This window comes from Pseudomonas sp. FG6 (assembly GCF_057809015.1).
Map to the genome: position 1 here is coordinate 157,639 of NZ_JBMDJD010000001.1, position 16,319 is coordinate 173,957.

Annotated in this window: 15 protein-coding genes; 8 read left to right on the plus strand and 7 right to left on the minus strand. The window is 62.9% G+C overall.

Features of this window, described 5'->3' with window-relative positions; translation table 11 throughout:
- Positions 1-25: 25 nt before the first annotated feature.
- Positions 26-2,188 carry a catalase HPII gene (gene katE / locus ACODSJ_RS00665; RefSeq protein ID WP_489100001.1) on the plus strand — a complete coding sequence of 721 codons (2,163 nt, stop codon included), beginning with the start codon at positions 26-28 and terminating at the stop codon, positions 2,186-2,188.
- A 120-nt stretch (positions 2,189-2,308) separates the two neighbouring features.
- On the opposite strand, the gene ACODSJ_RS00670 is transcribed toward katE, so the two are convergent.
- Genes ACODSJ_RS00670 through zur form a run of 4 tightly spaced genes read right to left on the minus strand, consistent with a single transcriptional unit; the run spans position 2,309 to position 5,105 of the window.
- Positions 2,309-3,022 carry a PA5502 family lipoprotein gene (locus ACODSJ_RS00670; protein ID WP_489099889.1) on the minus strand — a complete coding sequence of 238 codons (714 nt, stop codon included), beginning with the start codon at positions 3,020-3,022 and terminating at the stop codon, positions 2,309-2,311.
- Positions 3,023-3,059: 37 nt separating this feature from the next.
- Positions 3,060-3,848 (minus strand): zinc ABC transporter permease subunit ZnuB, encoded by a 789-nt coding sequence (gene znuB, locus ACODSJ_RS00675; protein WP_489099890.1) that lies wholly within the window; start codon positions 3,846-3,848, stop codon positions 3,060-3,062.
- Positions 3,841-4,623: a zinc ABC transporter ATP-binding protein ZnuC gene (znuC, locus tag ACODSJ_RS00680; RefSeq protein ID WP_489099891.1), complete on the minus strand. Its 783-nt coding sequence runs from the start codon at positions 4,621-4,623 to the stop codon at positions 3,841-3,843. The genes znuB and znuC overlap by 8 nt, the downstream gene beginning before the upstream one ends.
- Positions 4,623-5,105, minus strand: a complete 483-nt coding sequence (gene zur / locus ACODSJ_RS00685) for a zinc uptake transcriptional repressor Zur (RefSeq protein WP_489099892.1) — start codon at positions 5,103-5,105, stop codon at positions 4,623-4,625. The genes znuC and zur overlap by 1 nt, the downstream gene beginning before the upstream one ends.
- Before the next feature lie 66 nt (positions 5,106-5,171).
- Here zur and ACODSJ_RS00690 point away from each other — a divergent pair, with 66 nt between their 5' ends.
- Positions 5,172-6,095, plus strand: coding sequence for a zinc ABC transporter substrate-binding protein (locus ACODSJ_RS00690; protein WP_489099893.1), 924 nt, complete (start codon positions 5,172-5,174; stop codon positions 6,093-6,095).
- A 168-nt stretch (positions 6,096-6,263) separates the two neighbouring features.
- Here ACODSJ_RS00690 and ACODSJ_RS00695 read toward each other — a convergent pair whose 3' ends face one another.
- Together ACODSJ_RS00695 and ACODSJ_RS00700 are read right to left on the minus strand one after the other, a co-directional pair.
- Positions 6,264-7,214: a homoserine kinase gene (locus ACODSJ_RS00695; RefSeq protein ID WP_489099894.1), complete on the minus strand. Its 951-nt coding sequence runs from the start codon at positions 7,212-7,214 to the stop codon at positions 6,264-6,266.
- Between the two features lie 54 nt (positions 7,215-7,268).
- Entirely contained in the window at positions 7,269-7,559 is a 291-nt protein-coding gene (locus ACODSJ_RS00700) for a DUF2782 domain-containing protein (RefSeq protein ID WP_260958332.1), read from the minus strand.
- Between the two features lie 74 nt (positions 7,560-7,633).
- On the opposite strand from ACODSJ_RS00700, the gene polA reads away from it, so the two are divergent.
- Complete coding sequence (gene polA, locus ACODSJ_RS00705) at positions 7,634-10,402, plus strand: DNA polymerase I (RefSeq protein ID WP_489099895.1); 2,769 nt, start codon at positions 7,634-7,636, stop codon at positions 10,400-10,402.
- Positions 10,403-10,705: 303 nt separating this feature from the next.
- Here the strand turns inward: polA and yihA are convergent, their stop codons facing one another.
- On the minus strand, positions 10,706-11,347 hold the full coding sequence (gene yihA / locus ACODSJ_RS00710; protein ID WP_489099896.1) for a ribosome biogenesis GTP-binding protein YihA/YsxC: 642 nt from the start codon (positions 11,345-11,347) through the stop codon (positions 10,706-10,708).
- A 190-nt stretch (positions 11,348-11,537) separates the two neighbouring features.
- On the opposite strand from yihA, the gene ACODSJ_RS00715 reads away from it, so the two are divergent.
- The 5 genes from ACODSJ_RS00715 (at position 11,538) to ACODSJ_RS00735 (ending at position 16,315) form a co-directional block, all read left to right on the plus strand.
- Positions 11,538-11,828: a c-type cytochrome gene (locus ACODSJ_RS00715; protein ID WP_003196231.1), complete on the plus strand. Its 291-nt coding sequence runs from the start codon at positions 11,538-11,540 to the stop codon at positions 11,826-11,828.
- Between the two features lie 46 nt (positions 11,829-11,874).
- Positions 11,875-12,486: a c-type cytochrome gene (locus ACODSJ_RS00720; RefSeq protein ID WP_489099897.1), complete on the plus strand. Its 612-nt coding sequence runs from the start codon at positions 11,875-11,877 to the stop codon at positions 12,484-12,486.
- A 198-nt stretch (positions 12,487-12,684) separates the two neighbouring features.
- Positions 12,685-13,329, plus strand: coding sequence for a thiol:disulfide interchange protein DsbA/DsbL (locus ACODSJ_RS00725; protein WP_489099898.1), 645 nt, complete (start codon positions 12,685-12,687; stop codon positions 13,327-13,329).
- A gap of 14 nt (positions 13,330-13,343) precedes the next feature.
- Positions 13,344-14,222 (plus strand): endonuclease/exonuclease/phosphatase family protein, encoded by an 879-nt coding sequence (locus tag ACODSJ_RS00730; protein ID WP_489099899.1) that lies wholly within the window; start codon positions 13,344-13,346, stop codon positions 14,220-14,222.
- Entirely contained in the window at positions 14,219-16,315 is a 2,097-nt protein-coding gene (locus ACODSJ_RS00735) for a GGDEF domain-containing protein (protein WP_489099900.1), read from the plus strand. The genes ACODSJ_RS00730 and ACODSJ_RS00735 overlap by 4 nt, the downstream gene beginning before the upstream one ends.
- Positions 16,316-16,319 lie beyond the last annotated feature (4 nt).

The following is a 16,319-nucleotide window of genomic DNA, read 5'->3' on the forward strand; positions in this document are numbered from 1 at the left end:
ACTCGAAAATGCCCAGGTCCTGCGCCTGGCCCATGAGGAGTTATGCCTGATGAGTACCGACAAGCCCACCTCCACCCCGAGCCAACTGGCCGGCACCGACACCCTGGACCGCGCTAACACCAACGCCAAGCTCGACAGCCTGGAAGCGTTTCGCGCCGACGCCACCGAACAGGCGTTGCGCACCAACCAGGGCGTGAAGATCGCCGATAACCAGAACACCCTGCGCGCTGGCCCCCGTGGGCCTTCTTTGCTGGAAGACTTCATCATGCGTGAAAAGATCACGCATTTTGACCATGAGCGCATTCCCGAGCGCATTGTTCACGCCCGGGGCACGGGCGCCCATGGCTATTTTCAAGCGTATGAGGCCCATTCGGCCTTGACCAAAGCCGGTTTCCTACAGGATCCGAGCAAACAAACCCCGGTGTTCGTGCGTTTTTCCACGGTGCAGGGGCCACGCGGCTCCGGCGACACCGTGCGGGACGTGCGTGGCTTTGCAGTGAAGTTCTTTACCGATGAGGGCAATTTCGATCTGGTAGGCAACAACATGCCGGTGTTTTTCATCCAGGATGCCGTCAAGTTCCCGGATTTTGTCCACGCGGTCAAACCCGAGCCCCACAATGAAATCCCCACCGGCGGTTCGGCTCACGACACGTTCTGGGATTTCGTCTCGCTGGTGCCGGAGTCGGCGCACATGGTGATTTGGGCGATGTCCGACCGCGCCATCCCAAAAAGCCTGCGCACCATGCAGGGGTTTGGCGTGCACACGTTTCGGATGATCAATGCGGAAGGCCGCAGCAGTTTCGTCAAATTCCATTGGCGACCCAAGGCCGGCACCTGTTCATTGGTGTGGGACGAAGCGCAGAAACTCGCGGGCAAGGACACCGACTATCACCGTCGCGACCTGTGGGAAGCGATCGAGATGGGCGACTACCCGGAATGGGAGTTCGGCGTCCAGGTTGTTGCCGAGGAAGATGAACACAAGTTCGATTTCGACCTGCTCGACCCGACCAAGCTCATCCCCGAAGAGCTGGTGCCCATCACGCCGTTGGGCAAGATGGTGTTGAACCGCAACCCGGACAACTTTTTTGCCGAGGTCGAGCAAGTGGCGTTCTGCCCGGGACACATCGTGCCGGGCATCGACTTTTCCAACGATCCGCTGCTGCAAGGCCGGCTGTTTTCCTACACCGACACGCAAATCAGCCGACTCGGCGGGCCGAATTTTCATGAGCTGCCGATCAACCGTGCGATCACCCCGGTGCACAACGGCCAGCGCGATGCCATGCACCGGTCCACCATCGACAAGGGGCGCACGTCCTACGAGCCGAACTCCATCGACGGCGGCTGGCCGAAGGAAACCCCGCCGGGCCCTGTGGACGGCGGGTTTGAAAGCTATCCGGAGCGGATCGATGCTTACAAGATCCGCCAGCGCAGCGAGTCGTTCGGCGATCACTTTTCCCAGGCGCGGTTGTTCTACAAGAGCATGAGCGCCCACGAGCAGGAGCACATCATTGCCGCCTACAGTTTCGAATTGGGCAAGGTGGAGCGCGAGTTCATCCGGGTGCGCCAGGTGAATGAGATCCTTGCCAATATCGACCTGGAACTGGCGGCGCGGGTGGCGAAAAACCTGGGGTTGCCGGCGCCGACCTGCGGCACCGTCGATGTACCGACGCCTTCCCTGGAGCAGTCGCCGGCGTTGAGCCAGGCGAACTTGTTGTCCGGCGACATCAAGACGCGAAAAGTGGCGGTGTTGGTGGCGAACGGCGTCGATGGGGCGATCATCCATACGCTCAGGCAGGCGCTGATGGTCGAGGGCGCTCACGCCAAGGTCCTCGGGCCGACGTCGGCGCCGGTGACCACTGCCGATGGGCAGGTGCTGGCGGTGGATTCGTCCATGGAAGGGTTGCCGTCGATTGCCTTCGATGCGGTGTTCGTGCCGGGCGGCGCGGAGTCGATCAAGGCCTTGAGTCGTGATGGCGTGGCGTTGCACTACGTGCTGGAGGCCTACAAGCATTTGAAGGCCATTGGGCTTCATGGCGAGGCCCGGCAGTTGCTGGTGGAGTTGAAGCTGGAGGTGGATGCGGGGTTGATCGAGGACGCGGAAGCGAGCAATTTTTCGCGGTTTTTTGCGGCGATTGCCCAGCACCGGGTTTGGATGCGGGAGCCCAAGGCTAAGGCGGTGCCGGCTTGACGCGAGGGTGACTGGGGGGACGCTTTCGCGAGCAAGCCCGCTCCCACAGGGTTCTGTGCTAGCCGCCGAGGCTCAGCACACCACCGATACAGTGTAGGAGCGGGCTTGCTCGCGATGCTTTCAGGGCTTACGCGGTGTCAGCACCATCTGCGCAGGCACGCTGCGCAAAATCTGCTTCTGCAGCTTCAGATCAAACCCTGGGTCGAGTTTTTTCACGCGCTTGGTCAGCAATGTCGCCAGCCACGGATAGTCATCGGTCCGCGGCGCCTGGATGCTGACATCGCAGTGGAAGTTCACCACGTCCGTCGCGATAGCATCCAGTTGCCGGCGCAGTTGCTGCATATCGCCGATGTTCAGCGCAATCGTCGTGCTTTCTGCACTGGGGTCGATCAGTTTGGCGACGGGTTTGGCTTCGGCGGCCTTGAGGTCGGCCTCGGCTTTTTCCAGGTCGGCCTTGCGGGCTTCGGCGATGGCGCTGTTGACCTCGCCGGTCAGCGCCGGGGCCTTGGGCATCAAGGCGCGGGCACGGCTCAGGGCGGTGGCGGCGGCGTTGACATCGCCTTTTTGCAGGTCGATCTGGCTGCGGCGCAGGTACGCCTCGGCCAGTTGCCGCTGGAAGGGTTCCAACGACGCATCTTCCGGCGATTGGGCCTGCAACGCGGCCAGCTGGTCTTCAGCGGTGGCCAGCTCATTGCTGGCCAGGCTTTGCTCAAGCTGCGCAATGGCCGGGCCCCGGGTGTCGGGGGCCTCGGCGACCGGCGGTGGGCTCTGGCAGGCGCCCAGCAGCAGGGAAAATGCGACAAGGAGCAGATAACGGGAGGCGAACGGCTTCATTCCTGCGACTCTCTAATTGCGCAAAAAGCGAGCAAGTCTACACCCCTCGACGAGGCAGGACAAAACTCAGCAGAAACAATCCGGCGGCGCTGACCACGATCGATGGGCCGGCCGGGGTGTCCTTGAACCACGACAAGGCCAGCCCGCCGCACACCGCGAGCATGCCCAGCAGGCTTGCGCCCAGGGCCATCTGTTCCGGGGAGCGGGCGTGACGTTGTGCCGCAGCCGCCGGGATGATCAACAAGGAGGTGATCAGCAGCACCCCGACGATTTTCATCGCCACGGCGATGACCACGGCAATCAGCAGCATCAGCGTCAGGCGCAGACTCGTCACCGGCAGGCCTTCGACCCGCGCCAGCTCTTCGTGCACGGTCACGGCCAGCAAGGGACGCCAGAGCGCCACCAGCAGCAACAGCACCGTCGCGCTGCCGCCGAGGATCCACGCCAGGTCCATCGGGCTGATGGCCAACAGGTCGCCGAACAGATAGGCCATCAGGTCGATCCGCACTTCATGCATGAAGCTCAGCACCACCAGCCCGAGGGACAGCGTGCTCGGCGCCAAGATGCCCAGCAGCGTGTCGGACGCCAGCGGTTGGCGCTGTTGCAAGGTCACCAGCACCACGGCGAGCAGCAGGCAGCCGACGGTCACCGCCACCGTCGGGCTGATGTCCAGCAGAAAGCCGAGGGCCACGCCGAGCAACGCCGCGTGGGACAAGGTGTCGCCGAAATAGGCCATGCGCCGCCAGACCACGAACGAGCCCAGGGGGCCGGCCACCAGTGCGAGGGCCAGGCCTGCGAGCAGGGCGTACAACAGAAAGTCAGCCATGCTTGCAGCCATCTCCATGAACGTGGGGTGTCACAGGGGCACCAATGACCACCGAACCGTGCAGGTCGTGGGCGTGGTCATGATGGTGGTGATAAATCGCCAGGCTGGCGGCGTTCTTGCCGAACAGCTCGACGAACGCCGGGTCGCCGCTGACGTGTTCGGGATGCCCGGAGCAGCAGACGTGGCGGTTGAGGCAGACCACTTGGTCGGTGGTGCTCATCACCAGGTGCAGGTCGTGGGAGACCATCAGCACGCCGCAGCCGTGACGGTCGCGCAGGCGGGTGATCAGGCTGTACAGCTCGGCCTGGCCCGCCACGTCGACGCCTTGCACCGGTTCGTCGAGCACCAGCAGTTCAGGCTCGCGCAGCAGGGCGCGGGCCAGCAACACGCGCTGCATCTCGCCGCCGGAAACGCTTTGGACCGGGCTGTCGATCACGTGCTCGGCGCCGACTTCGTTGAGCGCCGCCAAGGCCCGTGCGCGGTCCACCCCAGGCACCAAGCGCAAAAAGCGCAGGACCGACAGCGGCAGCGTCGGATCGACGTGGAGCTTTTGCGGCATGTAGCCGATCCGCAGCTTCGGCTTGCGCCAGACGCTGCCGCTGTCGGGCTTGAGCAAACCCAGCACGGCGCGCACCAGGGTGGTCTTGCCGGCGCCGTTGGGGCCAATCAAGGTGACGATCTGCCCCGGCTCCACGCTCAGGTGGATGTTGTCCAGCACGCTCTGTCCGGCGAAGGTCACGGCCACCTGTTCGAGGCGGATCAACGCGTTGCTCATCAGGCCCCCTGGCAACCGGAACACAGGCCGACCACTTCGACGGTCTGGCTGTCGACCACGAAGCCGACCTCTCTGGCGCTGGCGACAATGGCGTCGCTGATGGATTTTTGTTCAAGCTCGATGGCGGCGTGGCATTCGCGGCAGATCAGGAACTGGCCTTGGTGGGCGTGCTCCGGGTGGTTGCAGCCGACGAAGGCGTTCAGCGAGGAGATGCGGTGGACCAGGCCGTTTTCCAGGAGGAAATCCAGCGCCCGATAGACCGTTGGTGGCGCGGCGCGACGGCCGTCCTGCTCACTGAGCACCGCCAGAATGTCGTAGGCGCCCAGCGGCTTGTGGCTCTGCCACACCAGTTCCAGCACCCGGCGCCGCAGGGCCGTCAGGCGCAACCCTTGGCGCGCGCAGAGGGCGTCGGCCTCGGACAGCGCGCTGTGCACGCAGTGGGAGTGATCGTGGGGGCGACTGGCAAGGGGGGTAATAGGCATGGGCAGCGACGAGTTCTGTTAGAGACGTTATTATGTTACCCGTTCTCGCCTCTTCGAGTGGTCATCGTGTCCCGATTTTTTTCGCTCTTTGTCGTTTTTGTCACAGGTGTGCTGCTGATCGGCCCGGCCCAGGCCGACGTCAAAGTCCTTACCAGCATCAAGCCGTTGCAGCTGATTGCCGCCGCGGTGCAAGACGGCATGGGCGTTCCAGAGGTGTTGTTGCCGCCCGGCGCTTCGCCACACCATTACGCCTTGCGGCCGTCGGACGTGCGCAAGGTGCAATCGGTGGACCTGCTCTACTGGATCGGGCCGGACATGGAAGGTTTCCTGCCACGGGTGCTCAACGGTCGTACCCAACCTTCGGTGGCCGTGCAGGACCTGCCAGGGCTCAAGTTGCGGCATTTTGCCGAGGACAGCCAATCCCATACCGACGAGGACGGCGATGAGCACGATCACGACCACCGCCCCGGCACGATCGATGCGCATTTGTGGCTTTCACCGATCAATGCGCGGGTGATTGCTGCAAAAATGAGCGCTGACCTGAGTGCGGCCGACCCGGCCAATGCCGCCCGCTATCAAAGCAACCTCAAGGGGTTCAACCAGCGTCTCGACGCTTTGGATGCGCGCCTGAAGACGCGTCTGGCCGGGATCGCGGGCAAGCCGTATTTCGTCTTCCACGAAGCGTTCGACTATTTCGAAGACACCTATGGGCTCAAGCACGCGGGGGTGTTCGCCGTGGCCGCCGAAGTCCAGCCCGGCGCCCAGCACGTGGCGGCGATGCGCACGCGTTTGCAGGCAGTGGGCAAGACGTGCGTCTTCAGCGAACCGCCGCTGCGCCCGCGCCTGGCCGAAACCCTGGTGGCCGGGCTGCCGGTGAAGCTGGCGGAGCTGGATGCACTGGGCGGCTACACCCCGGCGACGGCGCAGGGGTATGAGCAGCTGTTGGATAAATTGGGGGGGGATTTGGCGGGGTGTCTGGAGTCGCTATAACTCCAATCGAGCACTGAACCTGTGGCGAGGGAGCTTGCTCCCGCTCGGTCGCGCAGCGACCGCAAAATCTTAGGACTGCTGCGCCCGAACGCGGACCGGCCCAGCGGGAGCAAGCTCCCTCGCCACAACAGCCCTCAGCCCTCAGCCCTCAGCTTTGCGGCTGCCTACCTACAGGGCAAACGGCAGCAACGTATGCACACTCTGCCGCTGCGCCAACCGCTGCTGGAATTCCATCGGGTCGTGAATCAGCACGTCCTGCCCGGCAAACGATTCGGCGGCGATCAGGCGTGACAGCCAGAACCGCACGCACGCCACGCGCAGCATGGTCGGCCACAGCTCGGCCTCGGCGGCGGTGAACGGTCGCAGCGCCGCATAGGCCCCCAGCAATGCCCGCGCCCGGGCGCCGTCGAGCAGGCCGTCGTCATCCGAACACCAATCGTTCAAGGCAATGGCCACGTCATACAGCATCGGCCCGGAACAGGCGTTGTAGAAGTCGATCAACCCGGTCAGGTGGGTGCCTTCGAACATGGCGTTGTCGCGAAACAGGTCCGCGTGGATGTTGGCGCGGGGCAGCGCGAGGATGCCGACCTTCTGCATGGCGATTTCATCCAGCGCCGCCTGAAGCAAGCGGCGCGGCTCGGTGTCGAGGTGCGACAACAGCTTGTTGCCCTCCTCCTGCATCCAGTCCAGGCCGCGATCGGTCTTGCGCTTGATCATGTTGTGCTGGGTGGCCAGGTGTAGATGCGCCAGCAATTCGCCGACCTGGGCGCAGTGCTGCGCGTTGGCCTGCTTGATGTGCTTGCCGGCCAGGCGCGGTTGCAGCAGCGCCGGCTTGCCTGCCAGCTCGCGCAGCGCGATGCCGTCGGTGGTGCGCAAGGCGTAAGGCACCGGCAGGTCGGCGGCGTGCAGCACGTCCAGCAGCTCGATGAAGAACGGCATTTCCTGCACTGGGCCGCGTTCCACCAGGGTCAGGACGAATTCGCCCTGCTCCAGGCTGATAAAGAAATTGGTGTTTTCGCTGCCGGCGGCGATCCCCTGGAAATCAAGCAGACGGCCAAGCCCGTAAGGGGCGAGAAAGGTTTCCAGCTCGGGCCGAGCCAGGGGGGTGAACACAGACATGGTTAAACTGCCAGTACGGGCGCCCATGGGCGGGCGCCGATTGAAATTAGGAAACTATTTCCACTCGAAAATCTTCCATGACGGGATCAGCATATCCGGTTGGTCCGAGCGGATGAAGTTTGCATCAGTGCCATCGGCGCGCACCAGGAAATATGGCTTGCCATGCTTGGGCGTGACCTTGATCGCGTACAGAAAGCCGTTTTGCCGATACTCCTGAATGGTTTTATCGCCTTCGGTGCGGATGGTGACGTCCGGGTCCGCCGAGGGTGCGTCATCCGCCGCCATCACGGCCAACGGGGTGAATGCAAACAAGCCAGCCAGTAACAGGCGATTGAGTGTACGCATGATAACCTTGTCCCTTTGTCGTCAACGGTCCCGCTATTCTAGCCCCGGACCCGCCGAAAAGGTTGATCCTGCTCATGAGCCAAGCGCCCCTCGTCCTGGTGGACGGTTCTTCTTATCTGTACCGCGCCTTTCACGCGCTGCCACCTTTGACCACCTCCAAAGGCCTGCCGACCGGTGCGGTCAAGGGCGTGTTGAACATGCTCAAGAGCCTGCGCAAGCAGTATCCGGACAGTCCGTTCGCGGTGGTGTTCGACGCCAAGGGTGGGACTTTTCGCGATGCGCTGTACGCTGAATACAAGGCCAACCGCCCGAGCATGCCCGACGACATGCGCGTGCAGATCGAGCCGCTGCACGCCAGCGTCAAGGCCTTGGGCTTCCCGCTGCTGTGCGTGGACAACGTCGAGGCCGACGACGTGATCGGCACCCTCGCCCGCAGCAGCGCGGCGGCCTCGCGCCCGGTGGTGATCTCCACGGGCGACAAGGACATGGCGCAGCTGGTCGACGGGCACATTACCTTGGTCAACACCATGACCGGTAGCGCCCTGGATGTGGCTGGCGTGAAGGAGAAGTTTGGCGTCGCTCCCGAGCAGATCATCGATTATCTGGCGCTGATGGGCGATTCTTCCGACAACATCCCGGGCGTTCCGGGCATCGGGCCGAAAACCGCATCCGGCCTGCTGGTGGGCGTCAACGGCGGCCTGACCGAGCTGTATGCGCAACTGAACATCGTCGCCACCCTGCCGATCCGTGGTGCCAAGACCCTGGCCGCCAAGCTCGAAGAACACAAGGAAATGGCCTTCCTGTCCTACGAGCTGGCGACCATCAAGACCGACGTGGCGTTGGACGTCGGTCTCGACGACCTGAAAATGGGTGCCCCGGATCACGAGAAACTCGCCGAACTGTACACGTTGCTGGAGTTCAAGAGCTGGTTCGAAGAAAACCAGCGGGACGCCAAGCGCGCCGGCCAGGACATTGTCGAAGTCGCCGACGAACAGCCCGGCGCGGCCGAGGCCAAGTACGAGGTCATTCTCGATCAAGCACGCTTCGATGCCTGGCTCGCCAAGCTGGAAAAGGCGCCGCTGTTTGCGTTCGTCACCGAAACCAACGGCAGCGATGCCCAGCATGCGCAACTCGTTGGATTATCGTTCGCCGTGGCCCCTTTCGAGGCGGCTTATGTCCCGCTGACCCACTCCTACATGGGCGTGCCGGAGCAGTTGGACCGCGACACCGTGCTCAAGGCCCTCAAGCCGCTGCTGGAAAACCCGGCCAAAGCCAAGGTCGGCCAGCACGCCAAGTTCGAAACCAACATCCTGGCCAATTGCGCCATCGGCGGTGACCAGAACAACGGTATCCAGGTCCAGGGCATTGCTTTCGACACCATGCTCGAATCCTACGTGCTGGACTCCACCGCGACCCGCCACGACATGGACAGCCTGGCGCTCAAGTACCTGGGCCAGAGCAAGACCGATTTCCAGGACATCGCCGGCAAGGGCGTCAAGCAGCTGAGCTTCGACCAGATCGCCCTGGAACTGGCGGGGCCGTATGCCGCCGAAGACGCCGACGTGACCTTGCGCCTGCACCAGGCCTTGCAGGAAAAGCTGGCCGCTACGCCGAGCCTGGGCAAGGTGCTCAACGACATCGAGATGCCGCTGATGCCGGTGCTGGCGCGTATCGAACGCCAAGGCGCGTTGGTCGATGCCAACCTGCTGGGCGTGCAAAGTGTCGAGCTGGGCGAAAAACTGGTGGCGCTGGAGCGTGAGGCGTTTGCCATTGCCGGCGAGGAATTCAACCTCGGTTCGCCCAAGCAATTGGGCGTGATCCTGTACGAAAAACTCGGCTTGCCGGTGCTCAGCAAAACCGCGAAAGGCCAGGCCTCCACCGCCGAAGCGGTGCTGGCCGAACTGGCCGAGCAGGACTACCCGCTGCCCAAGGTGCTGATGCAGTACCGCTCGCTGAGCAAGCTCAAGAGCACCTACACCGATCGCCTGCCGGAACAGATCAACAGCCGCACCGGGCGCGTCCACACCAATTACCAGCAAGCCGTTGCCGCGACCGGGCGCTTGTCCTCCATCGACCCGAACCTGCAGAACATCCCGATCCGCACCGCCGAAGGCCGGCGGATTCGCCAGGCGTTCGTCGCGCCGAAAGGCTACAAGCTGCTGGCAGCGGACTACTCGCAGATCGAACTGCGGATCATGGCACACCTGGCCAAGGACGAAGGCCTGCTCCACGCCTTCCGCAATGACCTGGACGTGCACCGTGCCACGGCCGCCGAGGTTTTTGGCGTCGAGCTGGATGCCGTCACCCATGACCAGCGCCGCAGCGCCAAGGCCATCAACTTCGGCCTGATCTATGGCATGAGCGCGTTCGGCCTGGCCAAGCAGATCGGCGTCGACCGTAAGCAGTCCCAGGCTTACATCGACCGCTATTTCGCCCGCTACCCGGGCGTGCTGGCGTACATGGAGCGCACCCGTGCCCAGGCCGCCGAGCAGGGTTTCGTCGAGACCATTTTCGGTCGCCGGCTGTATTTGCCGGACATCAACGCGAAGAACCCGGCCCTGCGCAAAGGCGCCGAACGCACCGCCATCAACGCGCCAATGCAGGGCACGGCCGCCGACATCATCAAGAAAGCCATGGTGGCGGTGGACCGCTGGCTGACGGCGTCCGGGCTGGATGCCAAGGTCATTTTGCAGGTGCACGACGAACTGGTGCTGGAGGTGCGTGAGGACCTGGTCGACCAGGTACGCGAAGAGATCCGCCAACACATGAGCGCCGCCGCCACGCTCGACGTGCCGCTGCTGGTGGAAGTGGGCGTGGGCAACAACTGGGACGAGGCGCACTGAGTCGTGCCGAAGTGAGTAGACTCTGTGGCGAGGGGATAAATCCCCTCGCCACATTGATCACTGCATAACGCGAACGGTGTGTTTAGTTCGGAAAATTCCTAGGGTTATTTCCAAAAATAATCTGAACTAAACCCGTGAACCACTACTCAGAGATTTTGAATGGCTGGTGAAGCCCTTCAATGCTCCTATGTTGTGTTAAGTGTTGGCAGATATTCTGGACCCCGCCCTAGCGGTCCGGAACTTGGACCCCGAACTTCCCCCTCCCCATACGAAGTCCGGGGTTTTTTTTGCCTGGGATTTGGCTTATTGCGCCTCGTCGCTGCCCTTGTCCGCCAGCTCCATCCAATCGGCCAGTACGGTGTAGGCCTCTTCCAGGCCCAGGCGCTTGGGCGCCGAAAACAGTTGGATGGTGATCGCGTCGCCCCAGCCCTTGCGGATCTGCGACTGAACCTTGAGCAGGGTATTCTTGGCCGCGCCGTAGGTCAGCTTGTCGGCCTTGGTCAGCAGGATGTGCATCGGCATGCCACTGGCGACAGCCCAGTCGAGCATCAGCGTGTCGAAATCGGTCATCGGATGGCGGATGTCCATCATCAGGATCAGCCCTTTCAGACTTTCGCGGCTGCCCAGGTAGGCTTCCAAGTGGCGCTGCCAGTGCTGCTTGAGCGGGATCGGCACTTTGGCGTAGCCATAACCGGGCAAGTCGACCAAACGGCGTTCGTCGTCTAGCTTGAAGAAGTTCAAGAGCTGTGTGCGTCCCGGCGTTTTCGAGGTGCGGGCCAGGCTGGCGTGGGTCAGGGTGTTCAGGGCGCTGGATTTGCCGGCGTTGGAGCGCCCGGCAAACGCCACCTCGAAGCCTTCGTCATCGGGGCACTGCTCGACTTTGGCGGCACTGAGCATGAAGGTGGACTGTTGGCACAGGCCGAGGATGGGGTTCTTCAGTTGCATGGGATTTCCGATGTGGGCGGCGTCGGGAATGGACGCGGCAAGCTGTTCGTTTCCGTTTCAGTGACGCCAGTATATAATGCCGCAGATTTTGTGTGCGCTTTGTCCCAGCGTAGGATGAAGCACACGGGAGCGATCGACCGAAATTGCGCACTAGAACGCAGCTCGTTCCCAACCCTGAAAAGGTCGTTTTATGACGAAATGGCTGCTAGCTGCCGGTGTCTTGATGCCGCTTTACAGCGCTCAGGCTACACAGGATCCGGAAGCTGTGTACAACCGTGTTTGTGGTGCCTGTCATTCCGGCCAACTCCCCATGGCGCCCCGCAAGGGCGATCAGGAAGCTTGGACGCCGAGGTTGGCGAAAGGTATGGAGACGCTGGTGCAACACGTGACCCAGGGTTTCAAGGCGATGCCGCCGCGTGGTTTGTGCATGGACTGCAGTGCCGAGGATTACCGAGCCATCATCCAGTGGATGAGCGAGTAAACCCGGTCCATAACTCTTCAACCCTTAGCCGTAGTTGGATTAGCTGATGAACAAACTGATCGTGAGTCTGCTGTTGACCCTGGGGATATCCGGTGTAGCCCACGCCGCTGGTGACGCCACTGCCGGCCAGGCGAAAGCGGCCGTATGCGGGGCCTGCCATGGTCCGGATGGCAACAGCATGGCGCCAAACTTTCCAAAACTGGCGGGCCAGGGCGAGCGTTACCTGACCAAGCAACTGAACGACATCAAGTCGAACAAGCGCACCGTCCTGGAAATGACCGGCCTGCTGACCAACCTGAGCGATCAGGACCTGGCGGATATCGCGGCCTATTTCGCCAGCCAGAAGGGTAGCGTTGGCGCTGCCGATCCTAAGCTCGTGGCTCGCGGCGAAGCGATTTTCCGTGGCGGCAACCTCGACAAAGGCCTGCCAGCCTGCACCGGCTGCCACTCGCCTAACGGTTCCGGCAACGCCGCTGCCGGCTTCCCGCACCTGGGCGGCCAGCATGCCCAGTACGTTGCCAAGCAGCTGACCGATTTCCGCAAGGAAGAAGGTGGTCGTGCCAACGACGGTGACGCGATGACCATGCGCACCATCGCTCGCAAGCTGAGCGATGAAGATATCGCGGCAGTAGCCAGCTACATCCAGGGCCTACACTAAGAACCTGGCGGCGGCGTTGCAGGGGGTGTCCACCCCGTGCAACGTTAACGCTCGATTAATCTGTCGATGCAAGCATCAAAAGGGTGGCTTTGGCCGCCCTTTTTTGTGGCCGCTACCGTTACACTAAGAACTTGAATCCGCCGCGGTCCGTCTCGAAGAGACCCTTGGCGAGGTCACCTCATTGTCCAGGAGTAAAGCATGCGTAATCTGATCATCAGCGCCGCGCTCGTTGCCGCCAGCCTGTTCGGCATGGCTGCCCAAGCCAACGCCGAAGAGTCGAAGGCCCCTTACGTCGAACTGACCAACCCCGTTCCGGTGGCCGAGCCTGGCAAGATCGAAGTCGTGGAATTGTTCTGGTACGGCTGCCCGCATTGCTACGCTTTCGAGCCGGTCATCAACCCATGGGTCGAGAAGCTGCCTGCCGACGTGAATTTCGTGCGTATCCCGGCCATGTTTGGCGGCCCTTGGGATGCCCACGGCCAGATGTTCCTGACCCTCGAAGCCATGGGCGTCGAGCACCAGGTCCACGCGGCGGTGTTCAACGCCATCCAGAAAGAACACAAGAAACTGACCGACAAAGAAGACATGGCCGCCTTCCTGGCCACCCAGGGCGTGGACAAGGACAAGTTCCTGGCCACCTTCGACTCCTTCGCCATCCAGGGTCAGATCAAGAAAGCCCGTGATCTGGCGAAGAAATACGAAATCACCGGCGTACCGACCATGATCGTCAATGGCAAGTATCGCTTTGACATCGGCTCTGCCGGCGGTGCCGAGCAAGCGCTGCAACTGGCCGACCAGTTGATCGCCAAGGAGCGCGCAGCAACCAAGGCAGCCGCCAACTAAGCGAGTCCCACGTCATGGCCCGCTGGAGCACCGAGCGTATCGTTGGCCTGCATCAACCGCGGGTCAATGAGCATCATGTCACGTCCACGGGGCTGCCCGCTGAAAGCCGCCTGCGACTGCTCAGCTTCAACATCCAGGTGGGCATCAGCACCGAACGCTACCGGCACTACCTGACCCGTGGCTGGCAGCATCTGCTGCCCCACACCGGGCGGGCCGGTAACCTGCAGAAAATCGGCGACCTGCTGAAGGATTTCGATCTGGTGGCGTTGCAGGAAGCCGACGGCGGAAGCCTGAGGTCCGGCTACGTCAACCAGGTGGAGCACCTGGCCCAGCTGGGTGCGTTTCCGTATTGGTATCAGCAGCTCAATCGCAACCTGGGACGTCTCGGCCAGCACAGCAACGGTGTGTTGAGTCGCCTGCGGCCTTGGGCGATCGAAGACCACCCGCTGCCGGGCCCCAAGGGGCGCGGGGCGATCCTGGCGCGTTTCGGCGAAGGGCCGGAGGCGCTGGTGGTGGTGATGATGCACCTGGCGCTAGGCGCTCGTACACGAACGATGCAGTTGGCCTACATTCGCGAGCTGATCGGCGATTATAAGCACAAGGTCCTGATGGGCGACATGAACACCCATGCCAACGACCTGCTGCACACGTCTCCTTTGCGCGACCTGGGTCTGTTGGCCCCGCAACTGGAAGCGACGTTTCCCAGCTGGCGTCCGCAACGCTGCCTGGACCATATCCTGCTGAGTCCGACTTTGACCCTCGAACGTGTCGAGGTGCTGGCCCAGCCTATTTCCGATCACCTGCCGGTTGCGGTTGAAATTCGTTTGCCGGGTTCGCTCACGGCTGATGCGTTCCCCGCGCTGAGTCCTGCCCCTTGCGGATCCGATGAATGAGCGACGACGCCGAACGCTGGAGAGAGAAGTACCTCAAGAGTATCGAGCAGCAGGAAAAGCTTGAGCGCCGCTGGGACGCTCGGCTCGACTTGCTGCGTCGAGGCCTGGTGCGCAGCACCCTGGCCGCTGAAGGTACCGACAGGGCTGTCGATCAATGCATGAAGGAAATGCGCGAGGTGGTGCGCACCAATGACATGGACGCCGCCCTCGCCGCCCTGTTGCCGCGCCTGGAAAAAGCCGTGCTCGATTCCGAGCAACGCCGCGAGACCCGGGTTGAGCAAATGAGCGTCGCGTTGACCGCCCTGGTTGCACAGCTGCAAACCCTGCCGCTGCCCAAGGAAGTCAGCCGTCCCCTGAAGAAATTTGCCAAGCAACTGGAGGACCGGGTCGGCCAGGCGCGGGAGATACCGCTGCTGCTCGGCGAATTGAGCGGCCTGCAGGGTAAGGCGTTGAGCGCCCTGCAAACACCTGCCGAACCGAATCGACCCGGTCTGCTGCAACGCCTGTTTGGTGGCACCGGTCCTGAGCAAGCCACGTCCTTGTTGCCAGAGAATGACGTCGTGCCGGCGGCCGAGACGTCGCTGTCGACGCCCGTAGCCCCGCAGGCCGATGCGACGACGGTTGCGCCAGCGCCGACCTCCACTCCAGCCGCCACGCCACAGGTGGAGCAGGAAGAGACGCCCAAAGCCGCAGCGCCAGTGCCAGCGCCCTCCGAGCCCGTTGCCTTCGTGCCGCCGGTAATCGAGCCTGCTGCGACGCCGACGCCGACGCCGACGCCGACTCCGAGCCCTGCCCCGACGCCTGTCGTCGAAGAGGCGGCACCGTCCGCCGAGCTGGCCGAAACCGCCGAGCCGGTCGCCAAGGCTGACGCTCAGGACGCCCAGGACGCACCGCTGCCCGTGCTCGAAAACCCCGATGAGTTGATGCCCGAGGCGCCTGCAGCCGACCTGCCCGCCGCACCTGCCCCGCAGCCTGCCGAGGCCGAGCCAGCCCTCACCGGCGACCCGGATGACGCTCACTACGCCCTGCCCGACTCGCCGGAGCCTTCCTACAGTTCGGTCGCCAAGCACATCGAGGACACGCTGCTGGGCCTGTTGGGCGACCTGACCCTGCCCGAGCGGCATCGACCTCAAGCCGAGGCGATGCGTGAACGGCTGAAGAACGGCTTGAACTGGTACGAGTTGCTGCCGGTCCTCGATGACCTCGCGGTGCTGATGCTGGCGATCACGGACAGCGGCCAGCACGAATTCGAAGCGTATCTGCAACGGCTCAACGACCGGCTCGAGTCGTTCCAGAGCAGCCTGCGGACCGCCAGTGAAGACCACGCCGACAGCCTGTCGGCGTCCAGGGAAATGGACTCGCAGATCCGCGAACAAGTGGACGGCCTGCAAAGCAGCGTGCAGCAAGCCGATGACCTGGAAGGCCTCAAGCAGGTGCTGGAAAACCATCTCGAAGGCTTGCTGGGGACCATGGACCAGCATCAGAAGCAACGCGACCAGCGCGAGCAGGAGGTTTCTGCGCGGCTGAAAAGCCTGGCCGAACGTGTGGCGTTAATGGAGCAGGATGCGCTGATCATCCGCGAAAACCTGGAAGAGCAGCGGCAGAAGGCGCTCATCGACCCGCTGACCGGGCTGCCCAACCGCGCCGCCTGGTCGGAACGTCTGGAGCATGAAGTCGCCCAATGGCAGCGCAATGGCAACAGCCTGTTGCTGGCGATGCTCGACCTCGACCATTTCAAGCGAATCAACGACAACTACGGTCACCTGGCCGGTGACCGGGTGCTCAAGCTCATCGCTTCGGTCCTGCGCAAGCGCTTGCGCGGCAGCGATTTCATCGCGCGGTTTGGTGGTGAGGAATTCGTCCTGTTGGTGCCTGACACACCGTTGGCCGCCGGTGCGAAGCTGGCGGAGAAGCTGCGTGTCGCCATCGAGTCCTGCCCGTTCCACTTCAAGGGCGAGCCGGTGACGGTCACGGTGTCCATGGGCATGACCGCCTTCAAGCCCGGTGAAAGCAGCGATTCTGTGCTCAAAAGAGCCGATCAGGCGCTCTACCGGGCAAAAAATGCCGGACGTAACCGCGTGGAAATGAGCTGAGCGG

Bases quoted from the DNA above. Each gene is read 5' to 3' on its own strand.
- ACODSJ_RS00725 (WP_489099898.1), top strand. From the start codon at position 12,685: ATGCGTAATCTGATCATCAGCGCCGCGCTCGTTGCCGCCAGCCTGTTC.
- znuC (WP_489099891.1), bottom strand. From the start codon at position 4,623: ATGAGCAACGCGTTGATCCGCCTCGAACAGGTGGCCGTGACCTTCGCC.
- polA (WP_489099895.1), top strand. From the start codon at position 7,634: ATGAGCCAAGCGCCCCTCGTCCTGGTGGACGGTTCTTCTTATCTGTAC.
- ACODSJ_RS00715 (WP_003196231.1), top strand. From the start codon at position 11,538: ATGACGAAATGGCTGCTAGCTGCCGGTGTCTTGATGCCGCTTTACAGC.
- ACODSJ_RS00700 (WP_260958332.1), bottom strand. From the start codon at position 7,559: ATGCGTACACTCAATCGCCTGTTACTGGCTGGCTTGTTTGCATTCACC.
- ACODSJ_RS00720 (WP_489099897.1), top strand. From the start codon at position 11,875: ATGAACAAACTGATCGTGAGTCTGCTGTTGACCCTGGGGATATCCGGT.
- ACODSJ_RS00670 (WP_489099889.1), bottom strand. From the start codon at position 3,022: ATGAAGCCGTTCGCCTCCCGTTATCTGCTCCTTGTCGCATTTTCCCTG.
- ACODSJ_RS00695 (WP_489099894.1), bottom strand. From the start codon at position 7,214: ATGTCTGTGTTCACCCCCCTGGCTCGGCCCGAGCTGGAAACCTTTCTC.
- ACODSJ_RS00730 (WP_489099899.1), top strand. From the start codon at position 13,344: ATGGCCCGCTGGAGCACCGAGCGTATCGTTGGCCTGCATCAACCGCGG.
- znuB (WP_489099890.1), bottom strand. From the start codon at position 3,848: ATGGCTGACTTTCTGTTGTACGCCCTGCTCGCAGGCCTGGCCCTCGCA.
- zur (WP_489099892.1), bottom strand. From the start codon at position 5,105: ATGCCTATTACCCCCCTTGCCAGTCGCCCCCACGATCACTCCCACTGC.
- yihA (WP_489099896.1), bottom strand. From the start codon at position 11,347: ATGCAACTGAAGAACCCCATCCTCGGCCTGTGCCAACAGTCCACCTTC.
- ACODSJ_RS00735 (WP_489099900.1), top strand. From the start codon at position 14,219: ATGAGCGACGACGCCGAACGCTGGAGAGAGAAGTACCTCAAGAGTATC.